The organism is Neobacillus sp. PS2-9 (assembly GCF_030915525.1).
Classification (GTDB): domain Bacteria; phylum Bacillota; class Bacilli; order Bacillales; family Cytobacillaceae; genus Neobacillus.
This window is the reverse complement of record NZ_CP133269.1, coordinates 320,184-336,298: the sequence shown is the minus strand read 5'-3', so window position 1 is coordinate 336,298 and position 16,115 is coordinate 320,184. Positions and strand designations below refer to the sequence as shown.

Here is a 16,115-nt window from a genome sequence, read left to right as displayed (position 1 = left end):
AAAATTTTCGAAAGCAGCTTTTAAAGATATGACCGTAAACCCTCAGCTATTTCATCAATATCTAAATGTAAATACTTTGTAGTAACCGATATATCACTATGCCCTAATGCCTTTGAAATTACAGCTACATTAGCACCTTTCTCCAATAGAGATTTTGCAAATCCTCTTCTAAGCGCATGTGGGTTAATGTTTTTCAATCCGTACATCTTTGAATATTGATTTAACCGCTTCCTAATGTTGTTATGAGTCGGTGAGGATGATACAATATCACCAAATTTGGTAATAAAAACTAAGTTATTTTTTTTCCCATATTCCTTTCGGATAATAGAATTTTGTTTAATTAAAACAACAAGTAGGTTTCTCAATAATTCGTCAAAGGGTAGTTTAATTTGCTGATGGTTTTTCATTATACTTCCGTCTAGAATTAATAAATTTTTATTGAAGTCTAAATGAAGCTCTTCAAGCTGTACTAATGTGTTTATCCTAATACCTGTTTTAAACATCAATAGAGTAGCTACAGCGTCTCTTAGCTGTATAAAGTTATTTAGATCTAACAAAGAGAGTAAAATGTTAATTTCATGCTCTGTAGCCCCTTCTTTAACTTGTTGGTCTACTTTAATATTGATTGACTTCCAAAATTTTATTTCAATCCAACGGTTATCAAAGCAGCGGGAAAGAAAAGCCTTTAGGCACTTTAAACGAGTCAATTTAGTTTGATTACTTACATTCATACTATCTAACCATTGGTAAACGGTAACAGTAGTAATATCTGATACATATTTAACCCCAGTAATCTTCTGAAAATGATTTACTTGCAGAACATAATCGCTAATTGTTCTACTTCTATTTCCACTTACCTTCATTTGCCTTGTAATGATATCCAAAGCTTTTGTAACAGGAATAGATTCGTTTGATACCTTAGTTTGTTCTTTTTGTATTTTTGACGCAGAAGAGCGAGAGATAGGCAGTTCTCCAAAAATCTTTCTTACATCAACCTCAACATCTAAAATTCCTTTTCTTTTGGACACAACAAAAAACCTCCTATATCGTAAAGTGATTAAGTCAATAAACGGTGTAATTTCTTACATGACCGTTATACTGACCGTTTCACTAAACGATATAAGAGGTTTAAAAAATGCCGGTTCGACATTAGTTTTTACGCGCCTTAGAGGATTCGAACCTCTGACCGTACGCTTAGAAGGCGTATGCTCTATCCAGCTGAGCTAAAGGCGCATGATAATATGTATTTATGAAGTTTATTTGGAGGCAACACCCGGATTTGAACCGGGGATAAAGGTTTTGCAGACCTCTGCCTTACCACTTGGCTATGCTGCCATGACTGGGCTAGCTGGATTTGAACCAACGCATGTCGCAGTCAAAGTGCGATGCCTTACCGCTTGGCTATAGCCCAATAATTTATAAAATAAATGGGGCGACTGATGGGAATCGAACCCACGAATGCCTGAACCACAATCAGGTGCGTTAACCACTTCGCCACAATCGCCATAATGTGGTGGAGGGGGACGGATTCGAACCGCCGAACCCTGAGGGAGCGGATTTACAGTCCGCCGCGTTTAGCCACTTCGCTACCCCTCCACAGATTTAAAACTTACTTACAATTAAAAGGTGGCTCAGGACGGAATCGAACCGCCGACACAAGGATTTTCAGTCCTTTGCTCTACCGACTGAGCTACTGAGCCATATTGCGGGGACAGGATTTGAACCTGCGACCTTCGGGTTATGAGCCCGACGAGCTACCAGACTGCTCCACCCCGCGACAATAGAAAATATTACATTTTGTGCATGCCCTTAGTTTGAAGACCGCCCCGATTTCGGAGTGCATATTCAAGCTGTGGCTCAATCGTTGCGCTGTAGATCATTCGAAGAAGCTTATTCGAACGTGCTCCACCCCGCGACAATAGAATATTGTTTTGTAAAATATAATGGAGGAGGAAGAGGGATTCGAACCCCCGCGCGGTTTAACCCGCCTGTCGGTTTTCAAGACCGATCCCTTCAGCCGGACTTGGGTATTCCTCCATATTATCACATTAAAAATAGTTCGGACTGGTCGGGAAGACAGGATTCGAACCTGCGACCCCTTGGTCCCAAACCAAGTGCTCTACCAAGCTGAGCTACTTCCCGTTAAAGTGCGCCCTGAGAGATTCGAACTCCCGACCTTTTGATTCGTAGTCAAACACTCTATCCAGCTGAGCTAAGGGCGCATATGAATTAAATTAACTTAAATGGTGCCGAGGACCGGAATCGAACCGGTACGGTAGTCACCTACCGCAGGATTTTAAGTCCTGTGCGTCTGCCAGTTCCGCCACCCCGGCAATATGAGAGCGGAAGACGGGATTCGAACCCGCGACCCCCACCTTGGCAAGGTGGTGTTCTACCACTGAACTACTTCCGCATATGAAATTAAATGGTGCGGGTGAAGGGAGTCGAACCCCCACGCCTTGCGGCGCCAGATCCTAAGTCTGGTGCGTCTGCCAATTCCGCCACACCCGCATATTGATTGAAAATAAAATGGTGAGCCATGAAGGACTCGAACCTTCGACCCTCTGATTAAAAGTCAGATGCTCTACCAACTGAGCTAATGGCTCATACTAAGATGATTCCCTACAATTAAATCGTGGTAAGTCAGATGCTCAAAAGAACTCACGTTCTTTCTTGCAGATTGCCCGCAGAAGCTGATTCGATGATGTTCGCAATCTGCTCTACCAACTGAGCTAATGGCTCATATAAAAATATATGGTGGAGGATGACGGGATCGAACCGCCGACCCTCTGCTTGTAAGGCAGATGCTCTCCCAGCTGAGCTAATCCTCCAAAATGGTGACCCCTACGGGATTCGAACCCGTGTTACCGCCGTGAAAGGGCGGTGTCTTAACCGCTTGACCAAGGGGCCAGATGAATTTTTGACAAAAATAATAGCCCCTATTGGGGCTGGCCTGGCAACGTCCTACTCTCACAGGGACTTTCGTCCCAACTACCATCGGCGCTGAGAAGCTTAACTTCCGTGTTCGGTATGGGAACGGGTGTGACCTTCTCGCCATAGCTACCAGACCTATTTTGTTAGAGAGATCATTCCCTCAAAACTAGATAATGTAGAAGAAGTGTTTGTAAACTACGAGTTCGCTTTAAAAATTGGTTAAGTCCTCGAACGATTAGTATCAGTCAGCTCCACATGTTACCACGCTTCCACCTCTGACCTATCAACCTGATCATCTTTCAGGGTTCTTACTAGCTTGACGCTATGGGAAATCTCATCTTGAGGGGGGCTTCATGCTTAGATGCTTTCAGCACTTATCCCGTCCGCACATAGCTACCCAGCGATGCCTTTGGCAAGACAACTGGTACACCAGCGGTGCGTCCATCCCGGTCCTCTCGTACTAAGGACAGCTCCTCTCAAATTTCCTGCGCCCACGACGGATAGGGACCGAACTGTCTCACGACGTTCTGAACCCAGCTCGCGTACCGCTTTAATGGGCGAACAGCCCAACCCTTGGGACCGACTACAGCCCCAGGATGCGATGAGCCGACATCGAGGTGCCAAACCTCCCCGTCGATGTGGACTCTTGGGGGAGATAAGCCTGTTATCCCCGGGGTAGCTTTTATCCGTTGAGCGATGGCCCTTCCATGCGGAACCACCGGATCACTAAGCCCGACTTTCGTCCCTGCTCGACTTGTAGGTCTCGCAGTCAAGCTCCCTTGTGCCTTTACACTCTACGAATGATTTCCAACCATTCTGAGGGAACCTTTGGGCGCCTCCGTTACTCTTTAGGAGGCGACCGCCCCAGTCAAACTGCCCACCTGACACTGTCTCCCACCCCGATAAGGGGTGCGGGTTAGAATTTCAATACAGCCAGGGTAGTATCCCACCGACGCCTCCACCGAAGCTAGCGCTCCGGTTTCTCAGGCTCCTACCTATCCTGTACAAGCTGTACCAAAATTCAATATCAGGCTACAGTAAAGCTCCACGGGGTCTTTCCGTCCTGTCGCGGGTAACCTGCATCTTCACAGGTACTATAATTTCACCGAGTCTCTCGTTGAGACAGTGCCCAGATCGTTACGCCTTTCGTGCGGGTCGGAACTTACCCGACAAGGAATTTCGCTACCTTAGGACCGTTATAGTTACGGCCGCCGTTTACTGGGGCTTCGATTCAGAGCTTCGCTTGCGCTAACCCCTCCTCTTAACCTTCCAGCACCGGGCAGGCGTCAGCCCCTATACTTCGCCTTGCGGCTTCGCAGAGACCTGTGTTTTTGCTAAACAGTCGCCTGGGCCTATTCACTGCGGCTCTTCGAGGCTATTCACCTCAAAAAGCACCCCTTCTCCCGAAGTTACGGGGTCATTTTGCCGAGTTCCTTAACGAGAGTTCTCTCGCTCACCTTAGGATTCTCTCCTCGCCTACCTGTGTCGGTTTGCGGTACGGGCACCTTTTATCTCGCTAGAGGCTTTTCTTGGCAGTGTGGAATCAGGAACTTCGGTACTAAATTTCCCTCGCTATCACAGCTCAGCCTTTACGGAAAGCGGATTTTCCTACTTTCCAGCCTAACTGCTTAGACGCGCATATCCAACAGCGCGCTTACCCTATCCTCCTGCGTCCCCCATCACTCAAACGATAAAGAGGTGGTACAGGAATATCAACCTGTTGTCCATCGCCTACGCCTTTCGGCCTCGGCTTAGGTCCCGACTAACCCTGAGCGGACGAGCCTTCCTCAGGAAACCTTAGGCATACGGTGGATGAGATTCTCACTCATCTTTCGCTACTCATACCGGCATTCTCACTTCTAAGCGCTCCACCAGTCCTTACGGTCTAGCTTCAACGCCCTTAGAACGCTCTCCTACCACTGACATCTAAGATGTCAATCCACAGCTTCGGTGTTACGTTTAGCCCCGGTACATTTTCGGCGCAGAGTCACTCGACCAGTGAGCTATTACGCACTCTTTAAATGGTGGCTGCTTCTAAGCCAACATCCTGGTTGTCTAAGCAACTCCACATCCTTTTCCACTTAACGTAAACTTTGGGACCTTAGCTGGTGGTCTGGGCTGTTTCCCTTTTGACTACGGATCTTATCACTCGCAGTCTGACTCCCACGGATAAGTCTTTGGCATTCGGAGTTTGTCTGAATTCGGTAACCCGATGAGGGCCCCTAGTCCAAACAGTGCTCTACCTCCAAGACTCTAACTACGTGAGGCTAGCCCTAAAGCTATTTCGGAGAGAACCAGCTATCTCCAAGTTCGATTGGAATTTCTCCGCTACCCACACCTCATCCCCGCACTTTTCAACGTGCGTGGGTTCGGGCCTCCATCCAGTGTTACCTGGACTTCACCCTGGACATGGGTAGATCACCTGGTTTCGGGTCTACGACCACATACTCAATCGCCCTATTCAGACTCGCTTTCGCTGCGGCTCCGTCTCTTCAACTTAACCTTGCATGGGATCGTAACTCGCCGGTTCATTCTACAAAAGGCACGCTATCACCCATTAACGGGCTCTAACTACTTGTAGGCACACGGTTTCAGGAACTATTTCACTCCCCTTCCGGGTGCTTTTCACCTTTCCCTCACGGTACTGGTTCACTATCGGTCACTAGGGAGTATTTAGCCTTGGGAGATGGTCCTCCCTGCTTCCGACCGGATTTCTCGTGTCCGGCCGTACTCAGGATCCACTCAGGAGGGAACGAAGTTTCGACTACAGGGTTTTTACCTTCTCTGACGGGCCTTTCCAGGCCGCTTCATCTACCCCGTTCCTTTGTAACTCCATGTTGAGTGTCCTACAACCCCAAGAGGCAAGCCTCTTGGTTTGGGCTATGTCCCGTTTCGCTCGCCGCTACTCAGGGAATCGCGTTTGCTTTCTCTTCCTCCGGGTACTTAGATGTTTCAGTTCCCCGGGTATGCCTTCAATACCCTATGTATTCAGGTAAAGATACTGTTCCATTACGAACAGTGGGTTCCCCCATTCGGAAATCTCCGGATCAAAGCTTACTTACAGCTCCCCGAAGCATATCGGTGTTAGTCCCGTCCTTCATCGGCTCCTAGTGCCAAGGCATTCACCGTGCGCCCTTTCTAACTTAACCTGAAAGGTTTGTTTCTCTTAATTTAATAAGAGAGAAAACTAAAATGGCGATTACTCGATGTATTTACTTGACTTCTTCATTACGATTATCTAGTTTTCAAAGAACGATGTTTTGAGAGAAATTGCACTCTCAAAACTAAACAAACAAGAAACAATCAAACAAACGTGTTTTGTCTGGCTCATATGTCCAGCTTATATCCTTAGAAAGGAGGTGATCCAGCCGCACCTTCCGATACGGCTACCTTGTTACGACTTCACCCCAATCATCTGTCCCACCTTAGGCGGCTGGCTCCTTACGGTTACCCCACCGACTTCGGGTGTTACAAACTCTCGTGGTGTGACGGGCGGTGTGTACAAGGCCCGGGAACGTATTCACCGCGGCATGCTGATCCGCGATTACTAGCGATTCCGGCTTCATGTAGGCGAGTTGCAGCCTACAATCCGAACTGAGAATGGTTTTATGGGATTGGCTAAACCTCGCGGTCTTGCAGCCCTTTGTACCATCCATTGTAGCACGTGTGTAGCCCAGGTCATAAGGGGCATGATGATTTGACGTCATCCCCACCTTCCTCCGGTTTGTCACCGGCAGTCACCTTAGAGTGCCCAACTGAATGCTGGCAACTAAGATCAAGGGTTGCGCTCGTTGCGGGACTTAACCCAACATCTCACGACACGAGCTGACGACAACCATGCACCACCTGTCACTCTGTCCCCCGAAGGGGAACGTCCTATCTCTAGGAGTGTCAGAGGATGTCAAGACCTGGTAAGGTTCTTCGCGTTGCTTCGAATTAAACCACATGCTCCACCGCTTGTGCGGGCCCCCGTCAATTCCTTTGAGTTTCAGCCTTGCGGCCGTACTCCCCAGGCGGAGTGCTTAATGCGTTAGCTGCAGCACTAAGGGGCGGAAACCCCCTAACACTTAGCACTCATCGTTTACGGCGTGGACTACCAGGGTATCTAATCCTGTTTGCTCCCCACGCTTTCGCGCCTCAGCGTCAGTTACAGACCAGAAAGCCGCCTTCGCCACTGGTGTTCCTCCACATCTCTACGCATTTCACCGCTACACGTGGAATTCCGCTTTCCTCTTCTGCACTCAAGTCCCCAGTTTCCAATGACCCTCCACGGTTGAGCCGTGGGCTTTCACATCAGACTTAAAGGACCGCCTGCGCGCGCTTTACGCCCAATAATTCCGGACAACGCTTGCCACCTACGTATTACCGCGGCTGCTGGCACGTAGTTAGCCGTGGCTTTCTGGTTAGGTACCGTCAAGGTACCGGCAGTTACTCCGGTACTTGTTCTTCCCTAACAACAGAGCTTTACGACCCGAAGGCCTTCATCGCTCACGCGGCGTTGCTCCATCAGACTTTCGTCCATTGTGGAAGATTCCCTACTGCTGCCTCCCGTAGGAGTCTGGGCCGTGTCTCAGTCCCAGTGTGGCCGATCACCCTCTCAGGTCGGCTACGCATCGTCGCCTTGGTGAGCCGTTACCTCACCAACTAGCTAATGCGCCGCGGGCCCATCTGTAAGTGACAGCCGAAACCGTCTTTCAGCTTTTCCTCATGAGAGGAAAAGGATTATCCGGTATTAGCTCCGGTTTCCCGAAGTTATCCCAGTCTTACAGGCAGGTTGCCCACGTGTTACTCACCCGTCCGCCGCTAACCACCGAAGTGGTTCGCTCGACTTGCATGTATTAGGCACGCCGCCAGCGTTCGTCCTGAGCCAGGATCAAACTCTCCAAGAAAGTTGATTAGCTCATTTTGTTACGTTGGCTTAGTTTCATAAGAAACTAATAATTTTTTTGTTTGTTGACGTTTTTGTTTGTTTAGTTTTCAAAGAACAATTTCATCATCGCTCGAAAGCGACTTTTAAATCTTATCAAGTTATCAACCGTAAGTCAACAACTTTTTTAATTTCTTTTTTCAAGCGTTACTGACTAGCAGCAACAGAAATTAATATTATACTATAAAATCAATCTCGTCAATCCTGAATTTTTATTTTTCAAAAGGAACAACTAAAACCATGTTGTTCCGCATCAGGAATTACTATATTACTATCACATTTACCTCTTGTCAACAACTTTTGGGCAATATCACTTCAACGTACCAATCCAATCGTCAACGGTCTGAACATCCGCTTGGCGTGGAAATACCTTTTCCATAAGAACGCGGTGAACTTCAGGATCTGCATCCAGACATGCATCCGAAAGCACTGTAATGGAATAATCTTTATCCGCTGCTTCTCTTACTGTTGATAATACGACTCCACTTGTAGAAATTCCGCTAAGAACAAGTGTATTGATTTGTTGTGCGCGAAGGATGACTTCAAGATTGCTGCCCGCAAATGCACTAATACGATACTTGGTAATAATGGGTTCATCAGGTTTAGGCTGGACAGATTCGTGAATGTGGGTGGATGAATCCATGAGGGTCATTCCGCCGGATTTAGAGATAGCTGAGAATATCTTATTGTATGGACTGACCTCTGGGTACCCTTCGCTAAACCCTACTCGAACAAAAATAATAGGTATACCCTTTTGACGAGCAGCTTCCACAGCTTCCTTGAACGGTTGAAGAATCTCCGTATTTTCTGCGAAGCGGGATACAATGCCATTTTGTAAATCCATTACTAACAAAGCAGTTTTACCATTTTGATTGTCCATGTGTTTTCTTCTCCTATCATTTGATTACTAGAGACCATTAGGTTCCCGTGGTTTTTTTCTCCAATATATATATATCTATTGTTAACACAATCTGTATCTGTATCACAGTAATTATTCGCATTTCGTATTTATTAAGTGGGTGTTTATATGATATTATTTTTAAAAACAGAAGAGGTTATCATATGAATACAACATTATCATCTCCAGGAACAACTAAAACAAGAGTTATCGTCATCAATGCACTTTTTATCGCCTTAACCCTCGTAGCCACAATGTTCATTAACATTAGGCTCCCATTGATGGGTAACGGAGGTCTCATCCATTTGGGTAACGTACCTCTTTTTATTGCTGCCTTATTATACGGCAAAAGAACAGGATTCATAGCAGGCGCTTTCGGAATGGGCTTGTTCGATGTAATTTCCGGTTGGGCCCTATGGTCACCATTTACCTTTGTCATTGTTGGGGCAATGGGATTCGTAGTCGGACTTATTTCCGAGAAAGTACCTGGCAAAAGTGTAGTTGTGAACTCTCTTGCAATCGCAACTGCTCTAATCATCAAGGTGGTTGGCTACTATTTTGCTGAAGTGATCCTATACGGAAACTGGATTCAGCCTTTTGGTTCGGTTCCTGGAAACATCATGCAGGTCGTTATAGCGGGCATTATCGTAGTACCTCTTGTAGGACGATTAAAGAAAAGAGCTAAACAATAAACAAATCATGGGGACAGTCCCCCAGCGCTTTAAAGCAGCGGGGGACTGTCCCCATTTTTACTCCATTAGGTTCAAGGCAGTATGAATATAGTATTTTCTGGTGACTACATCCCCTGAGTCACTAAAAACCCCCACTTCAATTATCGAATTCTCACCTTCTAAAATCATTCTTCCATCGGGCCCACGTTCAAACGATACTTTTGATATGTCCCTTCTTGGAGACGAATTAATCTTATCAATTATTTGACTGATAACCTTCTTATCTTTTATGACAAATGGTCCTTCTTTATCCCCATTCTTATAAATGGTGATTTTTGTAATGTCACTATCTTTAATAATTTTATCTTCTAAATGGTTATAACTGCATCCACATAACATGGCTATGGTGAGAATTATCTTACCTATTAGTAATATGAAAGACCGCTGATTCATTCTCATCCCCCATTACGTGCTTGTCCTTAAAATGAGTACATAAATTATGAATAAACATCTAAAGATAAAAATAAAAACAAAGAGGATTATCCTATGAAAAAGTTATTGATTTGTTTAGTCATTATTTTTGTTTCGGGATCAAGTGGTATCTATTCATCGAACTTTACTCATACCTCATACGCACAACAGAAACCTATTCCTCCCTATGCTAAGTGGGGACAGTTGGCAATGAAGAGTACACAGGAGAAGTACCCAAATGCCCAAATTAATGACTATCTCCATTTCGGACGAATTAGTGGCTCTCGGACATCAACTGAGAAATTTAAATTATGGCTAAAAGATCAACATAAAGAATTTGGCGTTTTAGTAGATATTGAATTTAACAATACAACAGAAAAGGTCATTAAGGTCACTTTTAAGGAAACCACCAAATGACGCGGTAAACTACTCTGCCGTAGTCACCATGAATTGATTAATTAATTGTCCTCCTTAATAAGAAGAGTGACGGCCAATGTGGCAAAAGAGGAGAAACCAAGGATAAGAGCGACTATAAATAGGAGACCTTCTCTAAATATTTGAGATAGTAAAAAACAAGTACACAAAATGATATAGCAAACTTTAAAGACAGATTTCTTCATGGGTTCTCCCTGTCTTTTTTTATTTAGCACCAGTAACAGTAGTAAAATGAAAACGGCTAAAATACTGGAACTAATCGTTCCAAAAAGGTTATCTGAATATCCTGCCCAGCTAATAACTAAATCTATTAATAGTGAAATAAGAGTACATAAATAGAGTGCTTTTTCCGTTTTTGTTCGTTCAGAAATTTTTAGCATCCCCCATCCCCCTGAAGCACTTTTTAAAAATTTCACAAAAACAAGGAAGTTCCCAACTTCCTAACAGGGGACAGTCCCTCACTGCTTTACAGCAGCAGGGGACTGTCCCCATCATTTATCTTAATTTAATACTGTAGTACCGCATCGCCTCTAAGCTACCTTCGTAATTAAAGATCCCCTTTTCGATTAGTTTTCTAACTCTATATTCCAAATAGCTGTCACCAATGTATTGAAAAATATGGGCGTAGACTTCACCGATCAATCTCGCAGACTTTATAAAGCCCTTTTTCTTCCCAATCAGTTTCTTTGCCTTTTCAATAATAAATTCATCATAATAGTCCTCAGAAACACTCTTTATTCCACCATTTTCCCATATTCGTAACGTAGTAGAGCTTGATGCTAGAGTTAACCACTCCATTTCAAAATGGGTACGCTCCATATTCGTTACATTCTTTTGATTTTCTTGACTATATTGGTAAATGGTTTGTAATTCTTCTGAGATGATTTCTCCTGAAAATAATGGATTATACTTTGTCGACTTTTTCTTAAATAACTCTCTATACACCTGTCCCGTATTAACAATAAAGATGTTATTCTTTCTTTCCCTTAACAAGTACATGGTAAATACAAGGCCAGTTTGTTCATGAGCATTTTCTGAATTCCATATGTGAATGGGAACATGATCTGGAATAGATATTAATTGAGTAATGGCTCTTTGAAGATCATCCAAATATTTATCCGCCTCACCCTCTTCGTCTTCCAAATTGCTTTTAATCCATTCAAGTCTTTTCCTTTGACCAGTTACTGTTTCCAAGTTAGCTAGTGGGCCAACAGCAAAATTGTCGTAGAAAGTCAGAATCAATTCTTCTTCGTGTAACTTTAATTCATTTAATGCTGGTCTTAAATATGGATATCCAAATAGGATATGAACTTTTTTGTAATTGCCATTTTCGAATCTATCTTCTATAAGTTCTATTGGATTAAGAATGTAGTGATATATTTTTCTAAGTTCATTTGAAAACTCTTCTAAAGGATATTCCTTGTCATCCAACATTCCTATTCGAAAAAGAATATGCTGTAAGTATGTCCTTACTTCCTTCTCTGGTAAATCTTTAACTTTTTCTTTAATCTCCAAAAAATTCACCTAAAAAACTCCTTATTTGATTGGGATACTATATTTTATTAAATATCATTTGTATCACTATCCAACTGATCATTAATATAAACACAGTCAGAATCTTCTTTTTCAGCGACATCCCTTTTAGGATGGTCCACCATTCAGGATCTTCCAAAGTCATTACAAATAAAATGACTAAAATAACAACTACTATAAATATAAATCCGTGTAGTATATTACTTAGCAGTCCCAAAGTTTTCACTCCAACCGGTTACTTTTTCACTTATGGTACCCAGTTTTGCAATCATAAACATTGAATGAAAAAAGATTGGTCTATATACCTAATCTCTTGAAATTAAAAAGACCACCACATAAAAGCACAGGTTCATTACGGTTATGCCATAACTTCTCGCGGCCCCTCAGCTTACCCACCAACAGTTTGAATGTAGGGTCTTCTCCGTTTTAAAAACCTGAAGAATTTCATTATCTGTGTTATTGTAAATTTCATATAATTTTTGGTTAGTTATTTCTTTTGTTTTATTTCCGAACTCTGACTTAAGTAATTCTCTATCTTAGAAAAAATTCCTTTTTCGTCCTCCTGCTCCTTTTACAAGGAGAGTAACATAAACTCTTGCCCTACCAGTTGGATTACAATGACTTCAAAAGGATACAATGATGAAGTGGCGTGAATTTTCACATTCTTATACAATGAAGTCAGGCACCTATTTTGGAAAACTCGTATAAAAAAATTGTTTTAAGAGAGGGAGTAGAGGAAATGGAATCAGTTAAACAAGTAACAGTAGAAACAACTGTTCAAGCACCCGTTGAAAAGGTATGGAAATATTGGACAGAGCCCACTCATATAACCAAATGGAACAGCGCTTCAGACGACTGGCACACACCAGTTGCAGAAAATGATCTAAGACCGGGTGGGAAATTTCATTCGCGAATGGAGGCCAAAGATGGCAGTTTTGGTTTCGATTTTGGTGGAGTTTATGATGAAGTGAAAGTTCATGAGGTGATTGCTTATACACTAGGCGATGGAAGAAAGGTTACAATCACCTTTAAAGGTCAAGACAACCAAACCCAAGTTATCGAAACGTTTGATGCTGAAACGACGAATCCCGTTGAGATGCAACAACAAGGGTGGCAGGCGATTCTAGACAACTTCAAAAAATACGCAGAGCAATCGTAAAAAGTCGTGGTGTCAGGCACCCTTCATGGACATCTGTCCCTAAGGGGTGCCTGACACACCATTAATCTAAGTGAGATGTACTATTTGCAAACTTTATTATTTGTAGGCCCTTGTAATAATCCAAAAAATGAATCCCTGTATTATTGGTGTGGAACCATTTATTATGTTCCTTTGGCAATTCAAGAAAACTTTCAATCAATTTGGTTATCATACCACCGTGGGTTACTACTGCAACTCTAGTATTTTCTTTACTATTTTCTTTGATAAATGAAAGAACAGATTCCCCGCGCAACCTAAATTCTAGATTATTTTCTGATTCCTGTTGTTCTCTTAACTGATCTATGTATTCAACAGGACAACCAATCGTATTGGATAAAACCTCGGCAGTTTCCCTGGCTCTTTTTAATGTACTACTCCATATGAAATCGGGTGGAAACTCATTTAATACGCGTTGTGACATTTTCTCTACTTGAATACGTCCATTTGGTGTTAAAGGTAAATCTGTTGTTCCATTATAATTCTCCTCTAAAAAGTCATCTTCCGATTCTCCGTGACGAATCAACAAAATCTGCATTTTTCACACTCCCTCTTTATACATTTCTAAATCTAAATTCTAGAAAGAAAGATGGTTCTCCTTTCAATATTTTAAAAGTATTTATTTCGTAAACGCTGATAAAATACTTCCTGTAATAATGACATATGCCTGATTGATGAAATCAATGATCCCCCCCTTGGTATTCTAGAACTGAAACCTTTTATGAAGTGATACGTATCATACATTTAAATGGAATTTTAGAAAGGAGCCAGGTATGAAGAAAGTACATTTTTTTCTTATAATTGCGGTCTCACTGTTCCTAAGCGCATGCTCATTTCTAGGGGAAGTGAATGATTCAATTGACTATGTCAATCAAGCAACTGACCATATTAATAAATTAAACAATTTTGCACAAGAAGCCCCTCAATTGATCGAGCAAGCTGCGAACGATTTAGCAATCCAGAAAGAACTTGAAACTAAATTGGTGACCCTTAAGCAGGATATAGAGGACTTTATTAACATCAATAACGTCCCTTCTGTGGCAAAAGACATCCATCAAGAATTAGTTGTTAAAAATGAACTTTTACTTGGTGAAATCAACGAAGTGTTACAAAACGGACATTTGGCGTTGGATCAGTTAGAAAACTCCCAACTACTCACAACAGTTAATGAAATAACCAATTTGTTAAATAGAATAAAAAACCTGGGGCAATAGCATAAAAAACAGCCAGTTAGGGAAACTGGCTGTTTTTGAAGTGATAACTACACCAGCTATCTCAGCAATAAAGATAGGTATGTAAGAGCATTAAATATCAAGTTTACGCGTACCAATCCATTTCACCATTTCAGGATCGTTGTGTGAGAAGAACAAGCTGTTTTTCGTATCTAACGTAGAAATTTTCTCCATATCCTCTTGGCTTAATTCAAAGTCAAAGATCGTAATGTTTTCGATGATTCGTTCCTTACGAACAGACTTTGGAATCGCAACGACTCCTCTCTGTGTCAACCATCGTAAAATCACCTGTGCAACGGATTTATTATAGTTTTCGGCTATAGATCCTAAAACTTCGTTCTGGAACATGTTATTTCTTCCTTCAGCAAATGGTCCCCATGACTCTATTTGAACATTGTTTTCTTTCATAAGGTTATGACTTTCTATTTGCTGGCAGAAAGGATGGGTTTCAACCTGGTTTACGGCAGGAATCACTTCATTATGAATCATCAAGTCCACTAGACGGTCCATTTGGAAGTTACTCACTCCAATTGCCCTTATTTTCCCTTCACGATATAACTCCTCCATTGCATGCCAGGAACCATATATTTCACCATATGGCTGATGGATTAAATACAAATCCAAATAATCCAATTGCAGTTTTTCTAGTGATTTTGAGAATGCTTTCTTCGTGCTCTCATATCCAGTATCCTGAACCCAGAGTTTTGTAGTTATAAACAATTCCTCTCTTGGCACACCACTCCGCTTAATCGCTCTTCCGACCGCTTCTTCATTTAGATAAGAGGCAGCGGTATCTATTAGACGATAACCAGCCAAAATAGCATCATAAACACTTTGTTCACATTCAGTTGCATCTTGTATTTGATAAACTCCAAAGCCTAGAATAGGTATCTGATCGAACATATCATGAAGAACTATGATACGAATTTCCGCATTGAAGAGCTTGCGGAAATAGCCAATATGAGTGTTTCTTCGCTTCATAGGCATTTTAAAGAAGTAACTGCTATGAGCCCTAATCAGTTTCAAAAGCAAATGAGACTGCAGGCAGCCCGGGACTTGTTACTATCCGATTCAGCCGATGCGGCTGATGTCGCATTCCGGGTAGGCTATGAGAGTCCTTCGCAATTCAGCCGTGAATATTCCCGCATGTTTGGTTTACCACCTAAAGAAGATATTAAGCGCTTGAGGGAAAAATATGACCATATGATAAACTCATGACTTCCCCTGCTAAACTTGGGTGCATACTCCGTATATAAAAACATATAATTTGTCCACACCTTTCCTTCACTGTTGAATTTAATGGTAGCAAGGGGGTGAAATAATATGAGCATGGAAGATATTGTTTCAATTGGGGCAAATTGTGTACTCCGCACAAGGAGAAATGGTTTCTTTCTTTTAACCGAAATTGAAGTAGAAGCTGGTAATGTCGAAATTGAGGAATTCGTATTTATTCGGATTTCCTCACAGGAGGCAAATACTTTAATAAGAGCAGGAGTCATGGAATGTAGAGTGTTAAACAACTTTGATGGATTTAATATTGCAGATGTGGAATGCGTATTTATTGTAGATGGCGAGGCATTTGCAGTGTTTGATGTAGAAGTTGGCGGCACTGACGAAGCCGTCCTTGTCGCCATTTCATTAGGACAAGCACGGTCATTACTCAACAGAGGTGCACGTCGATGCACAGTCATCAATCGGCGCCGTTTTTAAGATACAATTAATAGATTTTACTAGAGGACTATTTTTTGAATGGTCCTCTTTTAATTAGTATCACGTTAGCCATTTTGTTCAACAGGAATTAGTCCGGCCTTGCTTGAAT

General features: G+C 42.6%; 12 protein-coding genes, 16 tRNA genes, 3 rRNA genes and 1 pseudogene. 6 read left to right on the top strand and 26 right to left on the bottom strand.

Features of this window, described 5'->3' with window-relative positions:
- Positions 1–20 precede the first annotated feature (20 nt).
- From RCG25_RS01765 to RCG25_RS01665, 21 genes are all read right to left on the bottom strand, one after another.
- Positions 21–1,028 (bottom strand): tyrosine-type recombinase/integrase, encoded by a 1,008-nt coding sequence (locus tag RCG25_RS01765; protein ID WP_374121028.1) that lies wholly within the window; start codon positions 1,026–1,028, stop codon positions 21–23.
- Between the two features lie 131 nt (positions 1,029–1,159).
- Positions 1,160–1,233: transfer RNA gene (locus tag RCG25_RS01760), tRNA-Arg, on the bottom strand.
- A 28-nt stretch (positions 1,234–1,261) separates the two neighbouring features.
- Positions 1,262–1,335: transfer RNA gene (locus RCG25_RS01755), tRNA-Cys, on the bottom strand.
- Between the two features lie 4 nt (positions 1,336–1,339).
- Positions 1,340–1,411, bottom strand: a tRNA-Gln gene (locus RCG25_RS01750).
- A 17-nt stretch (positions 1,412–1,428) separates the two neighbouring features.
- A tRNA-His gene (locus RCG25_RS01745) sits at positions 1,429–1,504 on the bottom strand.
- A 7-nt stretch (positions 1,505–1,511) separates the two neighbouring features.
- A tRNA-Tyr gene (locus RCG25_RS01740) sits at positions 1,512–1,596 on the bottom strand.
- A gap of 31 nt (positions 1,597–1,627) precedes the next feature.
- A tRNA-Phe gene (locus RCG25_RS01735) sits at positions 1,628–1,700 on the bottom strand.
- A gap of 3 nt (positions 1,701–1,703) precedes the next feature.
- Positions 1,704–1,777 (bottom strand) — tRNA-Met (locus RCG25_RS01730).
- A gap of 167 nt (positions 1,778–1,944) precedes the next feature.
- Positions 1,945–2,037: transfer RNA gene (locus tag RCG25_RS01725), tRNA-Ser, on the bottom strand.
- Between the two features lie 28 nt (positions 2,038–2,065).
- Positions 2,066–2,142, bottom strand: a tRNA-Pro gene (locus tag RCG25_RS01720).
- Positions 2,143–2,148: 6 nt separating this feature from the next.
- Positions 2,149–2,222 (bottom strand) — tRNA-Arg (locus tag RCG25_RS01715).
- A gap of 22 nt (positions 2,223–2,244) precedes the next feature.
- Positions 2,245–2,333 (bottom strand) — tRNA-Leu (locus RCG25_RS01710).
- 8 nt (positions 2,334–2,341) lie between these two features.
- A tRNA-Gly gene (locus RCG25_RS01705) sits at positions 2,342–2,413 on the bottom strand.
- 13 nt (positions 2,414–2,426) lie between these two features.
- Positions 2,427–2,511: transfer RNA gene (locus RCG25_RS01700), tRNA-Leu, on the bottom strand.
- 19 nt (positions 2,512–2,530) lie between these two features.
- Positions 2,531–2,606 (bottom strand) — tRNA-Lys (locus RCG25_RS01695).
- 149 nt (positions 2,607–2,755) lie between these two features.
- Positions 2,756–2,831: transfer RNA gene (locus RCG25_RS01690), tRNA-Val, on the bottom strand.
- A gap of 4 nt (positions 2,832–2,835) precedes the next feature.
- Positions 2,836–2,910: transfer RNA gene (locus RCG25_RS01685), tRNA-Glu, on the bottom strand.
- A 41-nt stretch (positions 2,911–2,951) separates the two neighbouring features.
- Positions 2,952–3,068: ribosomal RNA gene (rrf, locus tag RCG25_RS01680) — 5S ribosomal RNA — on the bottom strand.
- Between the two features lie 81 nt (positions 3,069–3,149).
- A 23S ribosomal RNA gene (locus tag RCG25_RS01675) occupies positions 3,150–6,083 on the bottom strand.
- 203 nt (positions 6,084–6,286) lie between these two features.
- Positions 6,287–7,823: ribosomal RNA gene (locus RCG25_RS01670) — 16S ribosomal RNA — on the bottom strand.
- The 16S, 23S and 5S rRNA genes sit together here with 16 tRNA genes alongside, the layout of an rRNA operon.
- Before the next feature lie 348 nt (positions 7,824–8,171).
- A complete protein-coding gene (locus RCG25_RS01665; protein ID WP_308081952.1) occupies positions 8,172–8,741 on the bottom strand; it encodes a cysteine hydrolase family protein in 570 nt (189 codons plus the stop codon).
- Positions 8,742–8,923: 182 nt separating this feature from the next.
- On the opposite strand from RCG25_RS01665, the gene RCG25_RS01660 reads away from it, so the two are divergent.
- Complete coding sequence (locus RCG25_RS01660) at positions 8,924–9,451, top strand: ECF transporter S component (RefSeq protein WP_308081951.1); 528 nt, start codon at positions 8,924–8,926, stop codon at positions 9,449–9,451.
- Positions 9,452–9,508: 57 nt separating this feature from the next.
- Here the strand turns inward: RCG25_RS01660 and RCG25_RS01655 are convergent, their stop codons facing one another.
- Positions 9,509–9,883: a hypothetical protein gene (locus tag RCG25_RS01655; protein WP_308081950.1), complete on the bottom strand. Its 375-nt coding sequence runs from the start codon at positions 9,881–9,883 to the stop codon at positions 9,509–9,511.
- A 93-nt stretch (positions 9,884–9,976) separates the two neighbouring features.
- Between RCG25_RS01655 and RCG25_RS01650 the strand changes: the two genes are divergently transcribed.
- Complete coding sequence (locus RCG25_RS01650) at positions 9,977–10,318, top strand: YqzG/YhdC family protein (protein ID WP_308081949.1); 342 nt, start codon at positions 9,977–9,979, stop codon at positions 10,316–10,318.
- Between the two features lie 41 nt (positions 10,319–10,359).
- Here the strand turns inward: RCG25_RS01650 and RCG25_RS01645 are convergent, their stop codons facing one another.
- Both RCG25_RS01645 and RCG25_RS01640 read right to left on the bottom strand, forming a co-directional pair.
- Positions 10,360–10,716, bottom strand: coding sequence for a hypothetical protein (locus RCG25_RS01645; protein ID WP_308081948.1), 357 nt, complete (start codon positions 10,714–10,716; stop codon positions 10,360–10,362).
- A 115-nt stretch (positions 10,717–10,831) separates the two neighbouring features.
- Positions 10,832–11,860 carry a DUF1835 domain-containing protein gene (locus RCG25_RS01640; protein ID WP_308081947.1) on the bottom strand — a complete coding sequence of 343 codons (1,029 nt, stop codon included), beginning with the start codon at positions 11,858–11,860 and terminating at the stop codon, positions 10,832–10,834.
- A gap of 748 nt (positions 11,861–12,608) precedes the next feature.
- Between RCG25_RS01640 and RCG25_RS01635 the strand changes: the two genes are divergently transcribed.
- Positions 12,609–13,028, top strand: coding sequence for an SRPBCC family protein (locus tag RCG25_RS01635; RefSeq protein WP_308084079.1), 420 nt, complete (start codon positions 12,609–12,611; stop codon positions 13,026–13,028).
- A 61-nt stretch (positions 13,029–13,089) separates the two neighbouring features.
- Here RCG25_RS01635 and RCG25_RS01630 read toward each other — a convergent pair whose 3' ends face one another.
- A complete protein-coding gene (locus RCG25_RS01630) occupies positions 13,090–13,602 on the bottom strand; it encodes a histidine phosphatase family protein (protein WP_308081946.1) in 513 nt (170 codons plus the stop codon).
- Between the two features lie 235 nt (positions 13,603–13,837).
- On the opposite strand from RCG25_RS01630, the gene RCG25_RS01625 reads away from it, so the two are divergent.
- Positions 13,838–14,278, top strand: a complete 441-nt coding sequence (locus RCG25_RS01625) for a DUF6376 family protein (protein ID WP_308081944.1) — start codon at positions 13,838–13,840, stop codon at positions 14,276–14,278.
- Between the two features lie 90 nt (positions 14,279–14,368).
- On the opposite strand, the gene RCG25_RS01620 is transcribed toward RCG25_RS01625, so the two are convergent.
- Positions 14,369–15,199 (bottom strand): aldo/keto reductase, encoded by an 831-nt coding sequence (locus tag RCG25_RS01620; RefSeq protein WP_374121056.1) that lies wholly within the window; start codon positions 15,197–15,199, stop codon positions 14,369–14,371.
- Between RCG25_RS01620 and RCG25_RS01615 the strand changes: the two are divergent.
- Both RCG25_RS01615 and RCG25_RS01610 read left to right on the top strand, forming a co-directional pair.
- A pseudogene (locus tag RCG25_RS01615) lies at positions 15,188–15,514 on the top strand (helix-turn-helix domain-containing protein); the annotation flags it as partial. The gene RCG25_RS01620 and the pseudogene RCG25_RS01615 sit on opposite strands and share 12 nt — an antisense overlap.
- 105 nt (positions 15,515–15,619) lie before the next feature.
- Positions 15,620–16,006: a hypothetical protein gene (locus RCG25_RS01610; protein ID WP_374121027.1), complete on the top strand. Its 387-nt coding sequence runs from the start codon at positions 15,620–15,622 to the stop codon at positions 16,004–16,006.
- The last annotated feature ends 109 nt before the right edge of the window (positions 16,007–16,115 follow it).

Excerpts from the sequence above, each read along its gene's own strand:
- RCG25_RS01630 (WP_308081946.1), bottom strand. The coding sequence starts at position 13,602 with ATGCAGATTTTGTTGATTCGTCACGGAGAATCGGAAGATGACTTTTTA.
- RCG25_RS01650 (WP_308081949.1), top strand. The coding sequence starts at position 9,977 with ATGAAAAAGTTATTGATTTGTTTAGTCATTATTTTTGTTTCGGGATCA.
- RCG25_RS01610 (WP_374121027.1), top strand. The coding sequence starts at position 15,620 with ATGAGCATGGAAGATATTGTTTCAATTGGGGCAAATTGTGTACTCCGC.
- RCG25_RS01645 (WP_308081948.1), bottom strand. The coding sequence starts at position 10,716 with ATGCTAAAAATTTCTGAACGAACAAAAACGGAAAAAGCACTCTATTTA.
- RCG25_RS01660 (WP_308081951.1), top strand. The coding sequence starts at position 8,924 with ATGAATACAACATTATCATCTCCAGGAACAACTAAAACAAGAGTTATC.
- RCG25_RS01635 (WP_308084079.1), top strand. The coding sequence starts at position 12,609 with ATGGAATCAGTTAAACAAGTAACAGTAGAAACAACTGTTCAAGCACCC.
- RCG25_RS01665 (WP_308081952.1), bottom strand. The coding sequence starts at position 8,741 with ATGGACAATCAAAATGGTAAAACTGCTTTGTTAGTAATGGATTTACAA.
- RCG25_RS01620 (WP_374121056.1), bottom strand. The coding sequence starts at position 15,199 with ATGTTCGATCAGATACCTATTCTAGGCTTTGGAGTTTATCAAATACAA.
- RCG25_RS01655 (WP_308081950.1), bottom strand. The coding sequence starts at position 9,883 with ATGAATCAGCGGTCTTTCATATTACTAATAGGTAAGATAATTCTCACC.
- RCG25_RS01625 (WP_308081944.1), top strand. The coding sequence starts at position 13,838 with ATGAAGAAAGTACATTTTTTTCTTATAATTGCGGTCTCACTGTTCCTA.